At 36.1% G+C, this 21525-nt stretch carries 10 protein-coding genes, 1 pseudogene and 1 riboswitch; all 11 genes and pseudogenes read right to left on the bottom strand.

The features are described 5' to 3' along the window. Window positions 1–27: 27 nt before the first annotated feature. The 11 genes and pseudogenes from G5W_RS0106885 to G5W_RS0106830 all read right to left on the bottom strand — a co-directional run bounded on the left by G5W_RS0106885 (window position 28) and on the right by G5W_RS0106830 (window position 21496). Window positions 28–5376, bottom strand: a complete 5349-nt coding sequence (locus tag G5W_RS0106885; protein WP_010095317.1) for a diguanylate cyclase — start codon at window positions 5374–5376, stop codon at window positions 28–30. A 252-nt stretch (window positions 5377–5628) separates the two neighbouring features. Continuing rightward, a complete protein-coding gene (locus tag G5W_RS0106880; RefSeq protein ID WP_010095316.1) occupies window positions 5629–11004 on the bottom strand; it encodes a diguanylate cyclase in 5376 nt (1791 codons plus the stop codon). 265 nt (window positions 11005–11269) lie between these two features. Continuing rightward, window positions 11270–11357: riboswitch (cyclic di-GMP riboswitch) on the bottom strand. Between the two features lie 376 nt (window positions 11358–11733). Beyond that, entirely contained in the window at window positions 11734–13077 is a 1344-nt protein-coding gene (locus G5W_RS0106870) for a short-chain fatty acid transporter (RefSeq protein ID WP_010095314.1), read from the bottom strand. Window positions 13078–13281: 204 nt separating this feature from the next. Further along, entirely contained in the window at window positions 13282–13443 is a 162-nt protein-coding gene (locus G5W_RS23185) for an aspartyl-phosphate phosphatase Spo0E family protein (RefSeq protein ID WP_010095313.1), read from the bottom strand. Between the two features lie 121 nt (window positions 13444–13564). Next, a complete protein-coding gene (locus G5W_RS0106860; protein ID WP_010095312.1) occupies window positions 13565–14521 on the bottom strand; it encodes a carbohydrate kinase family protein in 957 nt (318 codons plus the stop codon). Window positions 14522–14541: 20 nt separating this feature from the next. Then, window positions 14542–15993, bottom strand: a complete 1452-nt coding sequence (locus G5W_RS0106855) for a glycoside hydrolase family 32 protein (protein WP_010095311.1) — start codon at window positions 15991–15993, stop codon at window positions 14542–14544. Window positions 15994–16008: 15 nt separating this feature from the next. After that, a pseudogene (locus tag G5W_RS22050) lies at window positions 16009–17408 on the bottom strand (sucrose-specific PTS transporter subunit IIBC). Between the two features lie 192 nt (window positions 17409–17600). Beyond that, window positions 17601–18590, bottom strand: coding sequence for a LacI family DNA-binding transcriptional regulator (locus tag G5W_RS0106845; RefSeq protein ID WP_010095309.1), 990 nt, complete (start codon window positions 18588–18590; stop codon window positions 17601–17603). Between the two features lie 128 nt (window positions 18591–18718). Continuing rightward, complete coding sequence (locus tag G5W_RS0106840) at window positions 18719–20395, bottom strand: glycoside hydrolase family 13 protein (RefSeq protein ID WP_010095307.1); 1677 nt, start codon at window positions 20393–20395, stop codon at window positions 18719–18721. 186 nt (window positions 20396–20581) lie between these two features. Then, window positions 20582–20941 carry a response regulator gene (locus G5W_RS0106835; RefSeq protein WP_010095305.1) on the bottom strand — a complete coding sequence of 120 codons (360 nt, stop codon included), beginning with the start codon at window positions 20939–20941 and terminating at the stop codon, window positions 20582–20584. Between the two features lie 96 nt (window positions 20942–21037). Then, window positions 21038–21496, bottom strand: a complete 459-nt coding sequence (locus tag G5W_RS0106830) for a chemotaxis protein CheX (protein ID WP_010095304.1) — start codon at window positions 21494–21496, stop codon at window positions 21038–21040. Window positions 21497–21525: the final 29 nt, after the last annotated feature.

Below are 21525 nucleotides of genomic sequence, written 5' to 3'. Positions count from 1 at the left end.
CAAAGTCTGAAAGTGATAGGCGTCTTTTTACATACTACCGAAAATATTACTATATATGTTTAACATATTTAGGTCATCGGCACCAAACTCTTTGATTCTCGTTGGAGTTGTCAGGTAGATTGCTCCTCGGACAATTCCATCAGTCATAATTGGAACTGCTAGAATGGAGATCCATTCTGGTAAGCCATTCCTATTAGAATTTTGGTCTTCTCTATCCAAGGTAATCATATAGAGACCCCGCTCTTCTAATAAGATGGAATTTACTATTTCCATATCTACTTTTATTTCCGCTAGCCAATCTTCACCTTGTGCTCTTCTACCATAGATTTTTTGATCATTACCTTGCTGAATCAATAAATACCCTATTTGGGCCTCACTAATTTCGATAATCCGACCAAGGAAATGGTATATTTTCTCCTCTAGTGATAAATTCTTACGATGTAGCTGTAGTAATTCAACCATTGCCAGTACATTACGAGAATCCTTAATATCATCACCAGTTAATATACCAGACAGTTTATTTTGGGGCTTGGCCTTTACTTGGAAATCCTCTTGCCAAATTAGCGAATTATTTCGCCCTCTTTCTTTTGCTACATATAATGCCTGGTCTGCCTTTTCAATGAGTTCTTTCACAGTCTGACCTTGTTTTGGGTAAGAAGCTATCCCCATACTTACGGTTATCTCGAATTTATCGCCTAGTAATTTCTTTGAAGCTATTTTCACCCGTAACTCCTCTGCAAACCTTTTTGTTTCTTCCGCCTCCAAAGAAGGTAAAATGATGATAAATTCCTCTCCACCATATCGACCAATTATTTGTGCTTCATCTAAGCTGTTCGTAACGAGAGAGGATACCTTGCTTAGCATATTATCTCCAATTTGGTGACCAAATCGGTCGTTTACCTGTTTAAATCGGTCCAGGTCATACATGATAATTGAAAATGGTTCACTTGATTCTCTTGAGAATTCAAAGATTTCCTGAAGAGCATCATCCAAATACTTTCTGGTCAATGTTCCTGTTAGTTTATCAATGGTTGCAGATAGCTTCAATTGATGCTTCTCGAGCATTGCGGCAAGGAATCCCATTAGTTCGTCACACTTCGCTATTCCAAGCGTATTAAAATTATGGATAAGTTGATCCGTTTCCAAATAAATATATCCAAGGACAGCTCTATGCTTATGAGTTGTACCTTGCATTTGAATAATTGGAATATACAAGACAGCCTGTAATTCTTTTGAAATGAGGTTACTTCTATCGTTGTTAACCTTTTTGTCTATTAAAAGTACTTCCCTTGTTTGTCGAACACGATTAATCAGATTGTGATTGGTAGGAATTTCTCGCCTCCCATCCGTAGATAGTAATACCTCTAATTCGGATAGCTGATTTTCCATTAATATGAGTCCCTTAGTGGCAAGTGTAATACCTGTAAAGTAACGAAGTACTATTTCAATGTTCTTCATCGTATTTGAAGTAACATGCAATAAGACGTCACTAGAGTTACGGATATTGTCAGAATACCTCTTCATATGTTGATCACTAATATGCTCTATAAATTTCTCATGCTCCATAAAAGCATTTACATATTTGTTCTGAAGTGCATTAGAGAGTTCGGTCCATGAAAATACGTGATGGGCAAGATTATCCAGGTTAACAAATTCAACTTGGTCCCCTATTAACCATTCGTGAATCCGTTCTAAACGGACAAAACCTCTTACAAATCGATGACTATTAACATATGTAAGATGATAATCATCTGGTAATTCCTGTAATAATAACTTTACTAATTCAGTTCCTTCTAAATAATAATTTGCAGCATTATAAAACTTCCCTACCTGGAAAGCATAATCACCAAGTAATAATAAAGTTTTTGCCGTTAATTCACGATTAGCGGCATTTTTAGCTAGACTTAGGCTTTGTAACAATAATTGGATAGAATCCTCATTATTCTTTTTCATGCCTAGTAAGTAATAATATTCTGCTCTTAAATTGTCAGGAATATCATCATCTAGAAAAGCTTCAAGCTTTTTAATAAAGAGATTCGCTACTTCATAATTACCTTCTTCCAGTAAGACAATTGCTGCCTTCGTCAACAACTTTACATTTAATTGCCTACGGGGTATTTTCAAAATTAGATCAAAGAATTCTGCACTCAATTCGGTAATTTTTTCTATGCTTGATACTCTTAATCGATTAATAATCTCAAATGCCTTTGCAGTATAAGTGTAAATATTATCCCTACCGTGATGAAATTCTAGTACCTTTTGGCTAAAGCTGTTAGCTAATTCATGATCACCAATTAGTTGGAAAAGGTTCATACTAGTTTTATAGAAATCAAAGGTTTCCAGCTCACTAAGAATACCCTTTTTCTTAAGGTCAACGATTTCATCATAGTATGAAAATGCTTCCTTGTAATTACTCATTTCTGCACACACATAGCTTAATAAATTATAAAGATGATTCTTAACCCATGTAGAACTACTAAACTCAGCCTTTTGTAAAGCGTACTTAAAATGATTATATGCTTCTTTGAAGTCATGGGAATCACAATAAATATTTCCGATGCTTGAAACGGCACGGATTTCGGTTTCAAATATTCCATATTCCTCACTCAAGTCTCGAACCCTTAGAAAATATTCTCTTGCAGTATCAAACTCTGAAAGATAGGCTTGATATATAACTCCTATATTATTGAGTGCACCTAGGTATCCCTTCATATATCCAGTTGTCTCAATTAGTTCAATAGCCTTCTTATAATAATTGATAGCAGCCTCTGTTTTATTATGTTGTATACTAGAGAATCCTAGTAGCATATAGCTATTTGCTGTGATTTTAGGCGATTCGCTTTCTTGAATAATTTCCTCAAGTATTACCGAAGCCTCGTCAGGTTGATTTTCCATATTGAGCAAGAATGCTTGAAGCCGTTTATATTCTAGTTTAAACTCAGGATTAGAGAAGTCTTCTGCTTTCTCTACTTTCTGTAGATATCGTTTTACATGATCAAATTGATATAATGCAGCATGCAGTGCGGCTAATGCTAAATTAACCTTCATGATATGTACTTGATCGTCTATTTCTAATGCTAATTTACTTGCTGTTTCATACGATTGGGTAGCCTTGGTCATTTCGTTAATCTCCGAACACAATTCTCCAATCTTCATGTACAACTGGATTTGTTCCGTTTTATCTACGATTATCATTACGGCCTTTTCTAAATACTGAATCTCGGTTTTTAATTCATGCCTTTCATGTAAATCGTTGGCGATTTCTAAATAAAGCTTCCTACATTTTTGCTTATCCTCAGCACCTTCATAATGATAAATTAGTTCATCTACTTTTATTTCTTTTTCATTCTCTAGAATTATCGCTGCATTGTGGTGCATCTTTATTCTATCTTCTGAAACTATCCCCTCATAAGCAATCTGCTTCAACATTTTATTTTGGAATTCATAAAAGTAGCCGTTATCCGATACCAATCGCTGAAATATACCTTTCTTAATTAGTTCCTCTATCGTCTGCTCGACTATTGATTTCTCTAATGATAGAAATGTAGCTATTCTTTCAATAGGAATTGGTCTATGAAAGATAGCAACAGCCTTCATTAATTCAATCTGATGTTTCGATAGTTCATTCAGTTGATTACGTAGTGCTTGTTCTATACTATCTGGAATATCGAGTGAATCATAATTTAATGTCGAAAGTTGAACACTCCACATTCCACTATTAGGCGAAACCTTTAATATGTTACGAACATACAAGTCCTTTATAAACTCTTGGATAACCAACGGATTTCCATAAGAACGTGAGTAGATTTTTTCTGTTAGTTTAATAGGTTTATAGGACAAAGAAAGAATATGTTTGATAAACTGAGCCGTCTCTTCTTTCGTTAAAGGATTTAATCGAATCACACTAGCATCCGTACGCATCTTTAATAGTTCTATATTCTCTAGAAAAACAGTATTTACACTATCTTCACGTACTTCCCCAGATAATATGAACATTAAATTGTTATGATGAACGATATTCGTGCTTAGATAACGTAATAATTCTAGAGTAAATCCATCTGCTAAGTGAAGATCATCAATGATCATAACCGCTGTATTTCCACGAATACATTCCTGAATGAAGGATGAAATCCGATTCAGTATACGGTACTTGTAGTTCCCCTCTAATAAATAATCATGTGAAGTAATGGCTTCTCTTCGATCTAATTCTGGAAAATACGTCAAAAGTTCTGTCCGATACTTTCTTATCACATTTTGATCAGCATAGCTCATAAGCTTTTGAATAATATCAAGCCATAATTGCTTACCACTTCCAGATGGTTTTAGTTGATAGCTAGCAAACACCTTGACTTTTTCAAGGGATAATAGAAACTCCATTTCCTGAAGGAACCGAGTCTTCCCGATTCCATTTTCACCATGGATGAAAAAAGTACGCTTCCCGGTCTGAAAGTCGATCAAATTCTTCACGTTTCGTAAGATTATTTCTTTTTCCATATCCCTTCCAATATGTTTGGTAAAGAAATGAAGCCTATCCATCGTTTCTAAGTTCAAAATGGAAATCTCTCTCCCTAGAGTATTAGCAAGTTCCACTATCATTTCATGAACGGAATGATATGGATATACACCTTCAGTAGAAATAAGTTTCCCAATGATAGGGAGAATTTCCTTAAAGAGAACGGAGTACTTTCCTCCCACCTTGACTTCATTCTCAATCTTATAAAGCACCTCCGACGGGGAGGTAAAAGAGGTTTCCTTATTTAACATCCATAGTAAAATAGTCCCCAACGCAAACATGTCAGCTTCTATATCATAGTTATCATTGACTAGTGCTCTTGGTAATATAAAATTAGAATAGTCGATATTGTTACGGGTATACTTTTCTAATTCAACAGTGGCAAGATCTTTTAACTGTAGGAATGCATTATCTCCATCTTCTACAACATGAATGGTATGAGGATTGATTGCACCATAGACAAAGCCGTTTACATGTAAATAATGTACAGCGGTACAAAGCTCGATGAATTTATCAATTACCTCTTCAGGAGTCAACTTTCCGATAAAGGAAAGAAACGATTCTCTACGTGTGTTGTGTTCAGCAGTGTAAAAAAATATATTGTCAGTTTGAACTTTATTGTCAGTAAATGATACTTTACCGAAATGATAGTTTCTTGCTATTAACTTACTATCTAAATTGGTAATCGGTATATACTGTTGTCGATAGAAATCCACTAACGGTTCCGGAGTATATTCTGATTTTAATAGATATAATTGGATATACCTATTACCCTCCAGCATATCAATCGCTAAGTAAGTGGATACATATTCACTTTGTTCCAATAACTCCAGTAGACGATAACGATTATCGATGACTTCCACGATTCCCACCCCCATAAGTTTTCATGATTAGATGTCCCCCGGTAATAAAAACTATTCTATCTACTAAAAAAATAGCTATCCGTAAAACGAATAGCTATTCGATAAAAACAATTACGACATAATAGAGCCACATATTCCTTTCAATTGCCCCAATGATGTACTCTTCTATATGGCTTTACTAGTGTTTATTATCAATTTCAATATTTATAGCTATTTGCGCAGAAAATATATTCATTATTCCCTCTATTTATATTATATAATACTGGCCATTAATTCACTATAAATATTCAATACATTTAGTTCGTCTGCTCCAAATTCCTTCACTCGAGCAGGAACAGAAAGGTACATAACACCCTTTACACGTCCATTTGTTGTTACTGGAGCTGCAATAACCGAATCCCAATCTGGTAATCCATTCACCATATTAATCTTATCGGTTTGATCCCAGTCAATTGTATAGACTCCTTGTCCATCACTGATAACAGATTCAACAAGCTCCTTATTATAGTTAGCTTCATGAATCCAATCTTCTTCTTGAGATTTTCTACCAAAGGCATCAACGACCGTAATCCCATCAGTAAGTAAGATATAACCATATTGCGCTTCGATAATTTCTATTATTCTACCAATAAACTGATAAAATTTATCTTCTAATGGTAGATTTTTGTTCGTTAGTTGAATAAGTTCAACTAATGCTAGAACATTTCTAGAATCCCGGATTTCATCGCCAGAGACAATACCGGTTAATCTATTGGCTGGTTTTACTTTATTCTCAAAATCCTTCTGCCAAATTTGAGAATTGTTACGCCCCTTTTCTTTAGCGATATATAACGCTTGGTCTGCCTTTAAAATGATTTCTCTAACCGTTTGGCCGTGCTCCGGATAAGATGCAATCCCCATACTTAAGGTAACTTCTTGCTTGTCTCCTAAAAGTTTTTGCTCTTGCACGGTGGTCCTTAATTTTTCTGCAATCACATGAGCTTCATCCATTTCCACAGATGGAAGGATTATAATAAACTCTTCTCCACCATAACGTCCTAACGTACCAATACCATCTATATTGTTCAGAATAACAGTAGAAACATCTCTTAAAATTTGGTCGCCTATTTGGTGGCCATAACGATCGTTTACACCTTTGAATTTATCAAGGTCAAACATGATAACACTAAAATCTTTTCGATTTCTTCTGGATACATCAAGTGTATTCTGTAACGCATCCTCCAAATACTTCCTAGTTAGTGCTCCAGTTAGTTTATCAATAGAAGCAGATATTTTTAATTGACGTTTTTCCAATAGTAGTACCAATAGATTAATCAATTCCTGGCTTATTTCTAAACCAACCTCACTGAAGTTATTTACAATTCTATCCGTTTCTAAATAAATGTAACCAAAGTTGATAACATTATCTTCAGAATCGAGCTTCTTCACAATTGGAATACACATGATTGCCTTTTGATCATTTGCTAGCAAATGGAAATCAACCTTATCATCGACCATATTTGCTGTAATGAGAGCTGGTTTCAATGTTGCACGTACCCTGTTAATGATTGGTAAATTATCAGGCAGCTTTTTGCTACCATCTGTAGATGAAAGCAGCACTAATTCCTGACCTCTCTTTTCTGCAATAATATACCCCTTCGTTGCAAGAAGTCTTCCAGCGAGGAACTTTCCAAGCATATCTAAATTCTTTAATACATCGCTTTCTAAATTTCTAATAATATCACCACGATGTAATATATTATTAGATAGTTTGTCCATGTATTGATTACTGATATAATCCATAAACGCCTGATGTCCAATGAATGCACTCACTTGGTCAGTATGCATAATTTTTTCTAACTCATCTAGCGTTTGTACTTTACTAGTTGATACTTCTTGGTCAATTGTCACATCACCATTTGTAACCATCCACTTCCATATTTCACCTAAACGATAGAAGCCTTTGGAAAAGTCACGACCATTAATAAAATTGAGCTTATATTCATCCGGCAACTGACGAATCAAATTCTTAATTCCTTCACAGCTTTCTAAATAATAGTTGGCAGCTTCATAATATTTCTCAAAAATAAAGTAACAATCACCTAAGTCAGCAGATATACGAGATGTCAGTTCTTTACTCGTTGACCTTTTCGCTAACTCCAAGCTTTCTTCTAAATAGCAAATCGCATTATCTCGATTTACCCCAAACTCAACGGCACCTTTTGCATGCATATAAATAGCTTTTAATCGATGTGGTGCTTCATCATGTATATATTCTTCTACTTTTCTTAGAAGAGTTGTCGCATCTTCATATTCTCGCTTATAGCTCAGAATGATGATTGCCTCACACAAGTTTTCAATATTAGCTGACTTATTTGTGATTTTCTCTGTGACAGTTAATATTTGTTCCGTTAACATCGACGTCATATCCCTATTTGGCTGTCGCAATTCATTGATTAACACTTTTACAGTAGCAATATACTTCAATAGATTCTCATGCTCACTGTGGAATTCAATAACCTTTTTATAAAAGTAATCAGCTTTCTCGTAATTCCCTAGCTTGTAATATAACTTCGCACAAGAAGTGTAGTATTCTCCAACATCAAACCCTTTTATTGGGTTTTCCTCAAACTCCATTCTCAGTTTGTCATAGTATAAAATGGCATCAGTATAATGGTCCCGTTCCAAACTTACCTGCGTGAGGAAGTTATTTATCATAAATGTCTCGGAAGCCATGTGATATCGTTCTGCTTTTGTATAGGCATGATGAAAATGCTCGAATGCCGTATCAAAGTCATATTTATTTAAATAAGACTCTGCGATATTGATTAGGCCAAATACTTCACTTGTATAGATTCCATATTCTTCACTAAGGTTCTTAACCTGGAGGTGATACTCCATTGCCTTATCGAAGTCTTCATAGACATCCGCATACACTGCACCAATATTATTAAGACCTAACAGAACACCTCTTGTATTATTTATTTGCTCCAATACCTCAATAGACTTATGATAAACTTCTAGTGCCTGTTCTGCTCTTCCTAAATACATATAAATAAACCCTAAGGTTCTGTACGCGTTACCTTTTACTTTAGGGTAACGGTCTCCACATTCTTCAATTACTTCTTCAAAAGCTTCTCTAGCCTCGGAGATGTGATTCGTATCTAATAGAATTAGAGCCTTCATCCGCTTCAATTCAAGTCTAGCTTCTTCATTATCATGGATTTCAAGTTCTTTTTCTAATTTTGCGATGTACACTTCTGCTTTATCATTCTCGTATGATGATATTTTTACATTAGCGAGGTTTAAATAAGCTTTTATGATATGTTCGTGTTCATCTTTTTCTATCGCTAAACGCTCTGCTTTTTCTAGATGTTCAGTTGCGAGTTGAACATCTCCAATATCAGAAAGCAAAATACCAATTTCAATGAGTAGTTTTGTACTCTCAATTTCTGGAGTAAAATCTAATGCACTCCTTAGGTTTTCGATTTGCGCTTTTGTATTTCGAGCGGCTTTTAACTTTTCTGCATTTAACAAATAATAGGATCTTGCTTTTTCCCGATCATTCGCTTTCACATAATGCAGAATCAGTTCATCTAAATTAGGTGCATACTCAATATCAATCTTCTCTTCTAATAATTCAGCTGCTTTTTTATGTTTTTTCGCTTTCTCCGAGTCTTCAATTCTATCGTAAACAATATTCTTTAGAACTCTACTACGAAAATCATATAAATAGGAACTATCATCAATTAGTCGTTGTAGTACACCTTTACTAACCAATTCTCCTAAATTATCTTCTAGGTTCTCATTTGCCCTTACTAAACTTTCGATCATTTCAGTTGAAACTGGCTTCGAGAACAAGGAGATACTCATTAATATTTCAATACTAGTAGGTTCTAAATCCTTCAACTGGTTAACAAGAGCATGTTCCACACTGTTTGGAAGCTCCAACAAATTATAGTTCTTATCATCTTCAGGTAAATCGATCTGCCATTTACCAGTCTCTTCTCCTACAAAAATAATGTGGCGACTATATAAGTCTTTCATTATTTCTGTAATGAAAAGTGGATTTCCGTATGACTGACGATATATTCGTCTAGAAATATTCCTTGGAGTAAAGGAGATGGATAATATACTTTGAATCATTTCACCCGTTTGTTTCTCATCTAAGGGTTCTAAACGTATCGTTTCCGAATCAGCACGGCGCTTCATATTGACAATAAAATCTGACGAAACGGAGTTCGATGTGATTTCACTGTCATCACATGAAAAGATGATAGAGAGGTTCGTGTTCTCTAATACTTCCGTACATAAATAATGAAACGTATCGATTGTGAAGTCATCTGCTAAATGAATATTATCAACAATTATAACTGCCGGTCTGTCCTGAATACTCTCACTAATAAAACCGGCGATTCGGTTTAATAAACGGTACTTTGTATTCGTCTCGCTCATGTAGTTTGCGGAAGAGGCAAAACTTTTATCAGCCAATTCCGGGAAATATTTCACTAATTCTTTGTTGTATTTCTCTACCGTACTGGTATCCGTCTCCATAATCAGCCTGCGTAATATATCAATCCACATATCTTTACTACCATCGGTTAGATTACTTAGACTGTAGCTGGAATAAACGCTAGCTTGGCTTAATTCAAAGAGGAAATTAACCTCCTGTAAAAAACGAGTCTTACCAATACCATTCGGACCTTGCACAAAGAAGATTCGTTTACCTGGTTGATAAGAGACCATCTTTTCGTATGCCTTAAATATTTCTTTTACCTTATTATCTCTTCCCACAAGCTTGGTATTAAGATTTAGCCCAGGGAATTCATCCATTTTAACAATTGAATATTCAGTATTTAGTGCTACATTTAGATCCACGATTAATTCATATAAATTTTCATATCCAGTTGTATTTTCCGTCTCCAGTATCCGTTCCAAAATTGGAATAAGCGGTTTTGCTTCAGGATGTTTTTCAGCTAATACTGCTATTTCTGCCCTAGGATTTCGCAATGCCGAGTTTCCGCTTAGCATTGCCACTAAGATCACACCAAGTGAATATATATCTGACTCTTCGTTATCAGGCATTCCTGCTAAGACCTTTGGTGACCTAAATACCGAATCCTCCAATCTCTCGGAATGATTCATTCGTTCCATCTTTACAGTCGCAACATCTTTTAATAAGATCTGTACATCAGAATCCAAAGTGCTAACACGTATCGTTTCGCGATTTAAAGCACCATAAATAAACCCCTTTAAGTGGAGGTAGTGAACGGCTGTACTCAAGTCTATAAAGCAATCCATTATTTCACGGAAACTTTTGTTCTGAGTATATTGAAATAAATCTTCTGTACCAGTTATATATTCCGTAGTATAAAAATACTGTCTTTCTGCTTGCTGTATTTTATTATCTATGTAAGAAACAGCATTAAAGCTATAATTTCGTATAATACTTTTACTAGCTAAGTCCTTAATATCAAGAAAACGATTGATAAAAAAGTCAATCAATGATTCCGGTAAGTATTCTGAATTTAATATATTTAGAAGAATGACTTTATTATCATCGCGCATGTCATAGGCGGTGTAGGTTGTTACATGCATCTCTTGGTTTACTAATTCTTTTAGCCTATATCTATTATTGATAATCTCCATTTTTTTCACCTCTGTGAATCAATATCATGCTTAATCTCGATGTTGATATCGTTTTTAAACCGCAGCTAGCTAGGACTTTTTCCTCAGTGTTCTTGTAGCAGGATACCCTAACCTTCCTACTTGAACGCTAGTAATGATAATATGTCGCCGCTATCTTCCAATATTTCAATCAATTTCTGTTAGTTGTCTAGGTAATTTAAAGGGGCAGCATCACAATATAAAAATGACTGTTCGTATAAGTGAACAGCCAAAATACAATACTATTTTTGGTAGCCAGGCGATCGTTGGCTTTGTGTGCCATTAGACCCTAAGCTTTGCGTCCTACCCTTTCGAATAGTTTGCCTTTTTCATTAGGTATTTAATTACTAATACTTATTACCTATTCTACACCAATCTTCCAATAATTCAATAATTAATCTTTACTTTTACAACAATTTTTTCAATATTTACAATTGATTTTTTGATAACTAGTTATATATACCCATTCCTTATTAGAATCAAACATTATTTAAACCATTATTTCCTTTCAGATCTTGTACGTTCTTTCTTATCATACTTGGCTTCAATATTTTCCCTAGCAAGATTTTATAAAAAAACACTAGATGAACTAGCATTCATTCGTCCTTTTGTGAGTGCGGTAGTTTTTCTTATTCAGACGAGAAAGATTATTATACTTTCCTATCTGCAAAAAAAAGCAACAAAACATTTCTGTTTTGCTGCTTTTCTTCACTAGAACAGTAATAACCCTATTGATATTGGGATAAAGCTCCATAATAATACCATGACACAGAATCCCATGATATCACGAACCTTTAGCCCTGCAATTGCCAATATAGGTAGTGCCCAGAAAGGTTGAATCATATTTGTCCATGCATCTCCCCATGCAACTGCCATCGCAGTTTTGGCGGTATCTGCTCCAAGGTTCATTGCCGCTTCCATCATAATGGGACCTTGAATTGCCCACTGACCACCACCAGATGGCACAAAGAAGTTCAATAATCCTGCACTCATAAAGCTTAACCATGGCAAAGTAAATTCGTTAGCGATATCTACAAACCAAAAAGAAATTTGATCAGAAAGCCCTGAGCTTTGCATCATACCAATAATACCTGCATAGAAAGGAAACTGAACGATAATCCCTCCAGCATTTTTAACTGCTCCAGATACACTGTTTAAGAAATTTCTCGGAGTACCATGAAAAATGACGCCTAAGAATAGAAAGATAAAATTAACAATATTAATATTCAGATCAAAGCCATTCTCAACGAAATGATAGATAACAAATGCTAAGCCAAGGATCCCTACCAGGTAGGAAATAAATCGACTGTTCTCCAAGCGATCTGCTGGAGTTTTTTCCTTATCATAGACTGTTTCTTCTACTTCTACATTTTCCATTTTGCTTTGTTGAAGTGCCAATAATTCCGGATCAATCTTCCCAACACTTTGTGTGGACTTCATTAATAATCGATTTAATAATGGTAATGTTATGAGAAGAGAACCCACTATGAATAGATTAGGACCAGCAAATAATGTCTCCGTCACTGGGATAATCCCTATCTTTTCCTCTAATACATGACTTTCTGTTGCAATGGTAAGTGGAACAGACCCAGATAATCCACCATGCCATACTAAAAATCCACTATAGGCACTAGCTATCAATAGTCGATAGTCAGCAGAAGGTACTCTTTTCGCAACATGAATGGCAAACAGTGCTCCTACAACCAACCCAAACCCATAGTTAATTAAACACGCAATCGTAGCAATCAATGTTACAAGGACCACTGCTTGTCCAGGTGTTTTGGCTAGACTACTAATTTTCTCCAAAGACTTTTTTACTACTGGACTGTTAGCTAATATGTAACCAGTCACAACAACTAATGACATTTGCATAGCAAATTCTAGTAAGTCCCAGAATCCACCACCCCAGTATTCTACCATATCAACAGGTGAGCTTTCCGTAAAAACAAGTCCTAAAACTAGTACTACAAAGGTAAGTATGATTGCAAAAATAAATGCATCTGGTAAATACCTACGAACGATTCGATCAAAAAAATTCGTTATAGAACCAAGCATAAAATCCCTCCTTACAGTTTTTATAACATTCTATTCATGGAAGTTTTATTTATTCAGGGACCTTTACTATTCTATTCGTTTTCTATAATTTCTGCAAAAATATTTTTCCTACTAGAATGAGTAGGAAAAATATTTTTCCAGAAATATAGAGGTTTTTGTAACTAGGCAAATTGGGAGTCAAGGGGCATTTAGTAAGAGGAAAGTTTACTTTTTCATGAAGTCTATAATTAGCTTGTCCAACTCTTCACTTTTCTTTAGTACAATCGGGCTGCTTATACCATGATACTTCGCTTCTTCAAGCATTTCGATTCGCTTTTTTTCGATTTCTTCTAACGATAGCTTCTTCATCCGTTTATTTTCTTTCATGCAGACCTCCTATTTTTATCAACTTATACGTTATATTCCTTTTTTTACAAAAAATAATCTAAGTAAAAAGTACCAGATACAACAAAACACTCTTCCGTTTTGTTATATCTGGTACTATTGATCATGTATGTGATTGTAAAAACTTTTCTAGCTCTTTTTTATCCGGCATAGCAGGTATAGCGCCTCTTTTGGTTGCAACGATTGCTCCCATCGCGTTGCCAGTTAGAAGGATTTCTCTCAAGTCTTTCGTTAATACTGGCTTTCCAACTAACTTTTTCTCCAGTAACATATGGAGAACACCTGCAAAGAATGCATCTCCACATCCAGTAGTATCGATAGCATTCACGGTAAACCCTGGAACATACACATTTTTTTCACCTGAAAAAACATAGCTTCCATTTGTTCCACATGTTATCAGTAACAAGGGAATATTATATGCTAGAAGCAATCTATTTGCAGCATCTTTTATATCCTTTATATCTGTAAGAAACTCAAGTTCTTCCTCCGATAATTTGACAATATCAGCAATTGGAAGAATTTCCTCTATCCATTTTTTGGCCTCATCTAAGCTGGACCAAAGAGCCGGTCTAAGGTTAGGATCATATGAAATAAGAACTCCGTTATCCTTAGCATAGGAAACCGCCGCTAAGGTTGCTTCTCTTACTGGCTCATCTGTTAACGAAATTGACCCTATATGAAACACCTTAGATCCTTTAATTAATTCTAAGGGAACATCATCTTTCTTCAGCATCATATCTGCTCCAGGTTTCCGATAAAAGCTAAAGGAACGTTCACCATTGTTGCCGATATGCACGAAAGCTAGTGTTGTCGGTGTATCCACTTGGACGATCCCTTCAATATTAACTCCTTTTCCCTTGAGAGTTTCCTTTAGCATTTCCCCAAATTGGTCTTGGCCAACACTAGCAATCATTCCAGTACGTTCCCCGAGACATGATAGAGCTACCATCACATTTCCTGGTGCACCACCAGGATTAGCTACATAACTTGGATTACCTTGTTCTAGTTGTTGAGGGGTGAAGTCAATTAAAATCTCCCCCAACCCAATTACATCCAGCACCACAAAACACTTCCTTTCCCTTAATATGCAGTTACTCGGGTCAGATTCCATTTACTTATGGTTGCTTCTACCATACCATCAACATGAAAAATAATTTCTTTATTGTCTAGATTGTCAAAAACTCTAGATGATAAGACTCTCTCACCGTGATTGATAAAAATCTCGATTGATGATGTGTCCTTGAATATATGAAAGGATTGTAAACTATCCAGCACACAATACCGTTGCTCAAGCTTACCGTTAGTATGAAATGATTGCCTTTCAAAGGTAAGTGTTTTGGTTATAGCGTCATAGGAAATTGAAGTCGTATTCCCAATCTTCATGGAGAAACTTTTGCCCTTCCACTGATTGACTTCTAATAGCATTTCAAAAACCTCTCCACCTTCCAATTTCATGTTCGAAAGATCCGTGTTCACATAGCGAAGTTCGTTCGTACGAAGTTGCCTGAGCTCTTCAACTGGTTGTTGTAGAAGTTTTCCATTCTGCCATGTTAGCTTACGTGGAATGGTTAGCGCATGGATCCATTCATATTTAACAGTTGGTTGAATAACCCCTTCTTCTTCAGCATTTCCCATCCACCCAAACAATAAATGTCTTCCCTTTGCATCTGTCGTAGTTTGTGGTGCATAAAAGTCAAATCCATGGTCTAACTCATGAAATTCTCCATGACGAAAAGTAGCTTTATTCAATTCTGCTTTACCTACAAAATAACCCGACTGAAATATATTTTGATAATCGTATCCTTTTTGAGTTAACCCTTGCGGACAGACAAGCAATATATCCTGTCCATCTAATGTAATGAAATCAGGACATTCCCACATATACCCAAATTCGCCTAACGCATTTTTTTCACTACCAGCTATTGTTCCTTCAAAATTCCAGTTCAAGAGATTCGAAGAGGAATATAGAACAGCCTCACCCTTTTCCTCAAGTGTTTGAGCTCCTAGTACCATATACCACCTATCGTTCTGCTGAAAGACCTTCGGATCACGGAAATGTGCGGTATATCCTTCAGGGACTTCAATGATCGGCCCCATTTTTTCAAAGATTATCCCATCTTCCGAGATGGCCAAACATTGGTATGATTCACGTTCACCGTACTGATTTTTCACATTACCCGTATAAAATACATACATTTTATCATCATGGACAACCGTACTACCGGAATAACATCCGTTTTTGTCATACCAACTATCTGGAGCAAGTGCGATAGGCGCTTCTTGCCAGTGAACTAAATCATTAGAAATATAATGCCCCCAAAACTTGGCACCATGTGCCGTTTCAAACGGGTTCCACTGGTAAAAGATATGATAGTTGCCACGGAAGAATACAAACCCATTTGGGTCATTTAATAAGCCAATTGGTGGCATCAAATGGTAATGCAAGCGATAAGGATCGCTTGCAACCATTTGTTTATATTCAGCTATTCTTTGATAAACCGTGTTTTGCATTTCTAACGATGTCTGCTTCATAGCTAACTCCTTCTCTTACTTTTCTAGTTGTTCGGCTTTCTTATCGGAATATCCGAACATCCAAGTTAGAGCAAATGCAACTCCGATCGCTATTACATTCGCTAAAATATATAATGGTAGTTGTTCATTTAAATATAGGAGTGTACCTGGAATTACAGTAATCGCCATTCCAGTACCAGCAAGATTTAAAATGGATGCTACAAATCCACCAGCTGCACCACCAATTAATCCCATAAGAAATGGTTTTCCATAGCGGAGATTTACCCCGAATATCGCCGGCTCTGTAATCCCTAAAAATGCTGATAATGATGAAGGCATTGCTAATGCTTTTAGTTTTTTCGTTTTGTTTTAAGTGCGACAGCTAATGTTGCACCACCCTGTGCAGCTACGGCACTTGTTACAATCGCGTTATATGGATTATTTCCTAGACTTTCAAGTAGTTGAATTTCAAGCATGTTGAAAATATGGTGTACCCCTGTGATAACGATAATTTGGTTTAACCCACCAAGCAGAATACCAGCAAGTCCCAATGGTAAATCTAATACCCATAATGCTGCATCTAAAATATATCCTTCCACTGTATGGAAAACAGGACCAATTACAAATAATGCTGCAATACTCATAATTAATAATGTCAAGAATGGCGTAACAATTAAGTCTAGTGCTTCAGGAACTCGCTTACGAATTACTCGCTCTAACTTTGCCCCGATAATACCAGCAATAAATGCCGGCAGTACTGCACCTTGATATCCTACTACTGGAATAAAATCAAAGAAATAAAGTGGCTCAGCGCCAGTTGCAACTCCCCAAGCATTTGGAAGCGATGGACTAACTAACATTAATCCTAGAACCATACCAATAATCGGTGTTCCACCAAACACTCTAAATGTAGACCAAGCAATTAACGCAGGTAAGAAAATAAATGCAGTATCCGTTAAGATTTCTGTATATAAAAGAAAATTGCTTGAAATATCGTCAGGTGTTAATCCAAATAGAGATAATATTTGTTCTTGCATTAATAAACCACGAAGTCCCATAAATAAACCGGTTGCTACTAGAACTGGGATGATTGGGACGAAAACATCTCCAAATGTACGAATGGCACGTTGGAATTTATTTCTCTGTTGATTAGCTTCTTCCTTTTGTTCTTCCTGTGTCATCTTATTCACATCAAATTTCTCAACTTCTTCATAGACCTTATTAACTGTTCCTGTACCAAGAATAATCTGGTATTGACCAGAGTTGAAAAATGCCCCTTTTACTTTATCTACATTCTCAACTTGATCCTTATTCACTTTTTCCTCTTCATGAATGATGAAACGTAGTCTTGTAGCACAGTGAGTGACAGATTTAATATTTTCTGTTCCTCCTATAGCCTGAATAATTTCCTGTGCTATTCTTCTGTTTTCTGACATAAAATTCCCTCCCGTTTTTATGGAATCGATTTCACATTTTGGATAAAGAATAAAAATAATGTTCTCTCTTCTCCCTTATGGAGCCGCTTCCATTATTATGTTTTGTATAGTGTATGAATATATACTTAAAAATAGTATGGGAATCGATTCCATCATGATACTTTTTTCATATGGAATCGATTTCACTTACTATCATACACTGTCCCGGACAAGAAGTCTATAACTTAATATAATTTGTTCTTGATATTTTTTAGAGTGCAACTTAGCCAATAATTGTTTAGCCGCTTCCTCGCCTGCCATTTCATTTTGATAATCAATCGTAGTTAAAGATGGAATGAGGTATTGAGACATTTCTGATGCCCCAAATCCCGCAATAGCCATTTGATCTGGTATTCCAATTCCATTTTCCCTTAAATAACTCATTGCCCCTATAGCAAGACGATCGGTTACCGCGATGGTAGCAGTAGGCGTATCAACCGCCTTAGATAATATATTCTCCATTGCGTGATGACCTGAATTTATGTTAAAAATTGCTTTTTGTACCCATTCAGGCTCTACAGTTAGACCACTTGCCTTCATTTCATCTAAAAAGCCTTTTTTCCGTAAATACCCAACTGAGCGATCCGCTTCGTCTACTCCGATAAACGCAATCTTACTGTGTCCCCTCTGTATGAGTAGGGATGTTAGATCCCGTGCAGCATGATAATCATCATAAGTGACATACATGATGTCTTCTTCTACCTCTTGCCCAACAATCACCACTGGTATATTCAATGTTTTGATTTTATCTAATAATTCTGATTCCGTATTGGTAGCAATTAGTACAATCCCATCCACTTGACGCAAACGAAGTAGTTCCAGATACTCTAGTTCTTTCGCTTTGTCTAGATTCGTGTTCGCTAGTAATATTTGATAACCATTTTCCGATAGTTCTTTTCCAAGTCCTGTTACAATCCTACTAGGAGTTTCGGTTTGGATAGTTGGAAGAATAACACCAATGACTTTCGTTTTCTTGGTACGTAGAGACTTTGCATGTTCACTTGGTGCATAGCTTGTTTCTTCAATAACTTTTTCCACACGCTTCCTGGCATCTTCACTAACATATCCTGAATTATTTAATACACGGGATACAGTTGTCCGAGATACTCCTGCCATTTCCGCGATATCCTTTATTGTAACCAAACCAAGTCCTCCTTTTAAGGCAATGCTCCCTGAGCATAATAATACAATATTTTTCCATTCTATCTCAAGATTAATTTATTCAAGAAAAAATAGCAATGTATCTGAGTGGATACATTGCTATTATAAAATTAGAATTTGTAAACCAGTGCCTCATAAGGACGTAATGTTACTGAACCTGTGAATGTCACTGGGGCATCTTGGTAATTACCAATTAACAGATTACCTCTCTTCAAGTCCTCTGATTGGATACCATAAGCAATTTCTTGACCAGTAAAGTTTGTTATCACTAATAAAGTTTGGTCTTCATATTTGCGCAAATAACTGTAAACCTTATCATTTTCTTCGTCTATTAATTGATACTCTCCATATACCATAATCGGGTTTTCCTTTCGTAAAGCGATCAGTTTACGATAATAATGAAAGATAGAGTTCTCATCCTGTACCGCTAGTTCTGCATTAATTTCTTTGAAGTTTGGATTCACCTCAAGCCAAGGGGTTCCAGTTGTAAACCCAGCATGTTCACTAGCATCCCACTGCATTGGCGTACGTGCATTGTCACGGCCTTTCGTATAGATAGACTCCATTACCTTTTCATGAGATTCGTTACCTTCGATTACCTTTTCCCGGTACATATTCAATGTTTCAATATCCTTATATTGGTCAATTGACTCAAAACGTACATTCGTCATCCCTATTTCTTCCCCTTGGTAGACATAAGGCGTACCTTGTAGCAGATGAAGGAAGGTAGCAAGCATTTTGGCTGATTCTAAGCGATATTCTTTATCATTGCCAAAACGAGAAACCATTCTTGGTTGGTCATGGTTATTCAAATACAAACTATTCCAACCAACACCATGTAAACCAGTCTGCCATTTCGTAATATTCTCTTTAAGGGCAAGTAAATTAAACGGTCTTAAATCCCATTTTCCTTTCGGACCCGAATCAAGATCCATATGTTCAAATGTAAATATCATGTTGACCTCATGACGTTCTGGATCCGTATAAAGCTTTGCATCCTCAACACTTGCTCCAGGCATTTCCCCAACTGTTAGAATATCGTATTGGGATAATACCTCTTGATTCATTTCCTGTAGGTATTCATGAATGCGTGGACCATTTACATAATACTGTCCACCACCTACATATGGTCTTCCTTCAGGATTCGGTGCATCAGGTAACTCAGGATCTTTCGAAATTAAATTGATGACATCCATTCTAAATCCATCAATGCCTTTATCTAACCACCATTTCATCATCGAGTACACTTCATCGCGAAGCTTCTCATTCTCCCAGTTCAAGTCAGGTTGTTTTCTACTAAAAAGGTGTAGGAAATATTCATCCGTTACTTCATCATATTCCCATGCACTTCCACTAAACGTAGATTCCCAGTTATTCGGTTCCTTCCCATCTTTACCTGGACGCCAAATATAATAATCCCGGTATGGGTTATCTTTTGACTTACGACTTTCGATAAACCAAGCATGCTCATCTGAAGAGTGGTTCACTACTAAATCCATAATTAATTTCATATCTCGTTTATGAATCTCAGCAAGTAGATTCTCCCAATCACCCATCGTACCGAATTCATCCATAATACTTTGATAATTGCTAATATCGTAACCGTTATCATCATTTGGCGATTGATAGACTGGCGATAACCAAATCACATCAATTCCAAGTTCTTTTAAATAATCTAGTTTTTCTGTAATCCCTTTAATATCACCAATTCCATCCCCATTACTGTCCTTAAAACTACGAGGATATATTTGATATACAACGCTTTCCTTCCACCACTGCTTATGCATTATGCCAACTCCTATATCAATCTAGTAATTACATTAGTAATGTATCATATACTCCTCCGAAACCTCAAACAGTACGATATGAATTTGAAAAGGTTTCCATAACTGATTTCCCTTATATAGGCATGTTTCTTTACTAAAAACAGAAAAAAGTAGGTAGTTGATTATCCCTAATCAACTACCTACTTTTTATGATAACACGCGATCAATTGATTCTTTTATACGTTCAGCATTAAAAGGCTTCACAACAAAGTCATTTGCCCCAGCTTGTATCGCATCAACAACCATGCTTTGTTGTCCCATTGCGGAGCAAACGATTATCTTCACGTCGGGGTTAGTCCCTCTTATGGAGCGAGTCGCATCGACTCCATTCATCTCCGGCATAGTAATATCCATCGTAATTAAATCTGGCTTTAACTCATCTGCTAGTTGTACCGCAGTGGCACCGTTGTCAGCTTCCCCAACAACCTCATGCCCAAGTTTTGAAATAATATCTTTTAACTGCATGCGCATGAATGCGGCATCATCGGTGATTAATACCCTTGCCATTTTTATCCCCCATTACAATAATATCTATGATATGATATTCCACTATATTGTAGTAATTTGTCAAATATTAACAACAACTATGTAAGAACTAGAATCCTAATCAATGATTAGGAATAGGTCTAGTTCACCAATTGCATTAAATAAAACTGGTAATTGAATAACTCGTTCGTAGCCTGAAATCGTCATATTTCCCTCAATAATAGTTGGCGCAGTTATATCTGTTTTTAATCCGCTTTGAACAATATTAGTTGAGAGTCCACCTGCGATAATATTCCCTAGTTCTCCACTTAATGAGACAAGCATTTCATCCTGTATTGGCATGCCAAACATCGCTTCGCCAATAGAGCTAAATACGTTGGACTCACCAGATAGAACTAATTTCCCTTTGATATCACCAGTGATTCCAATAAGAACGCCAAATTGAAGCTTTAATGATTCACCTGATAATTGCGGCTTTCCAATGGTATGTTGGACTGGTATTGTATTTTTAACGGACATAATCGTTCCGTTTAATAGACTCGTTATGGCCTTACTTCTTTCCTCTGTCGATGTCATTAAAGTTCCCCCTTTTAATATAAGGCTAC

It is taken from the genome of Ornithinibacillus scapharcae TW25 (genome assembly GCF_000190475.1).
Classification (GTDB): Bacteria; Bacillota; Bacilli; order Bacillales; family Amphibacillaceae; genus Ornithinibacillus; species Ornithinibacillus scapharcae.
This window is presented reverse-complemented; position numbering and strand designations above follow the sequence as displayed.

Coding starts and splice junctions, on each gene's coding strand:
- G5W_RS0106880 (WP_010095316.1), bottom strand. CDS start 11,004: ATGGAGATTATCAATAATAGATATAGGCTAAAAGAATTAGTAAACCAA.
- G5W_RS0106870 (WP_010095314.1), bottom strand. CDS start 13,077: ATGCTTGGTTCTATAACGAATTTTTTTGATCGAATCGTTCGTAGGTAT.
- G5W_RS23185 (WP_010095313.1), bottom strand. CDS start 13,443: ATGAAAGAAAATAAACGGATGAAGAAGCTATCGTTAGAAGAAATCGAA.
- G5W_RS0106855 (WP_010095311.1), bottom strand. CDS start 15,993: ATGAAGCAGACATCGTTAGAAATGCAAAACACGGTTTATCAAAGAATA.
- G5W_RS0106840 (WP_010095307.1), bottom strand. CDS start 20,395: ATGCATAAGCAGTGGTGGAAGGAAAGCGTTGTATATCAAATATATCCT.
- G5W_RS0106835 (WP_010095305.1), bottom strand. CDS start 20,941: ATGGCAAGGGTATTAATCACCGATGATGCCGCATTCATGCGCATGCAG.
- G5W_RS0106830 (WP_010095304.1), bottom strand. CDS start 21,496: ATGACATCGACAGAGGAAAGAAGTAAGGCCATAACGAGTCTATTAAAC.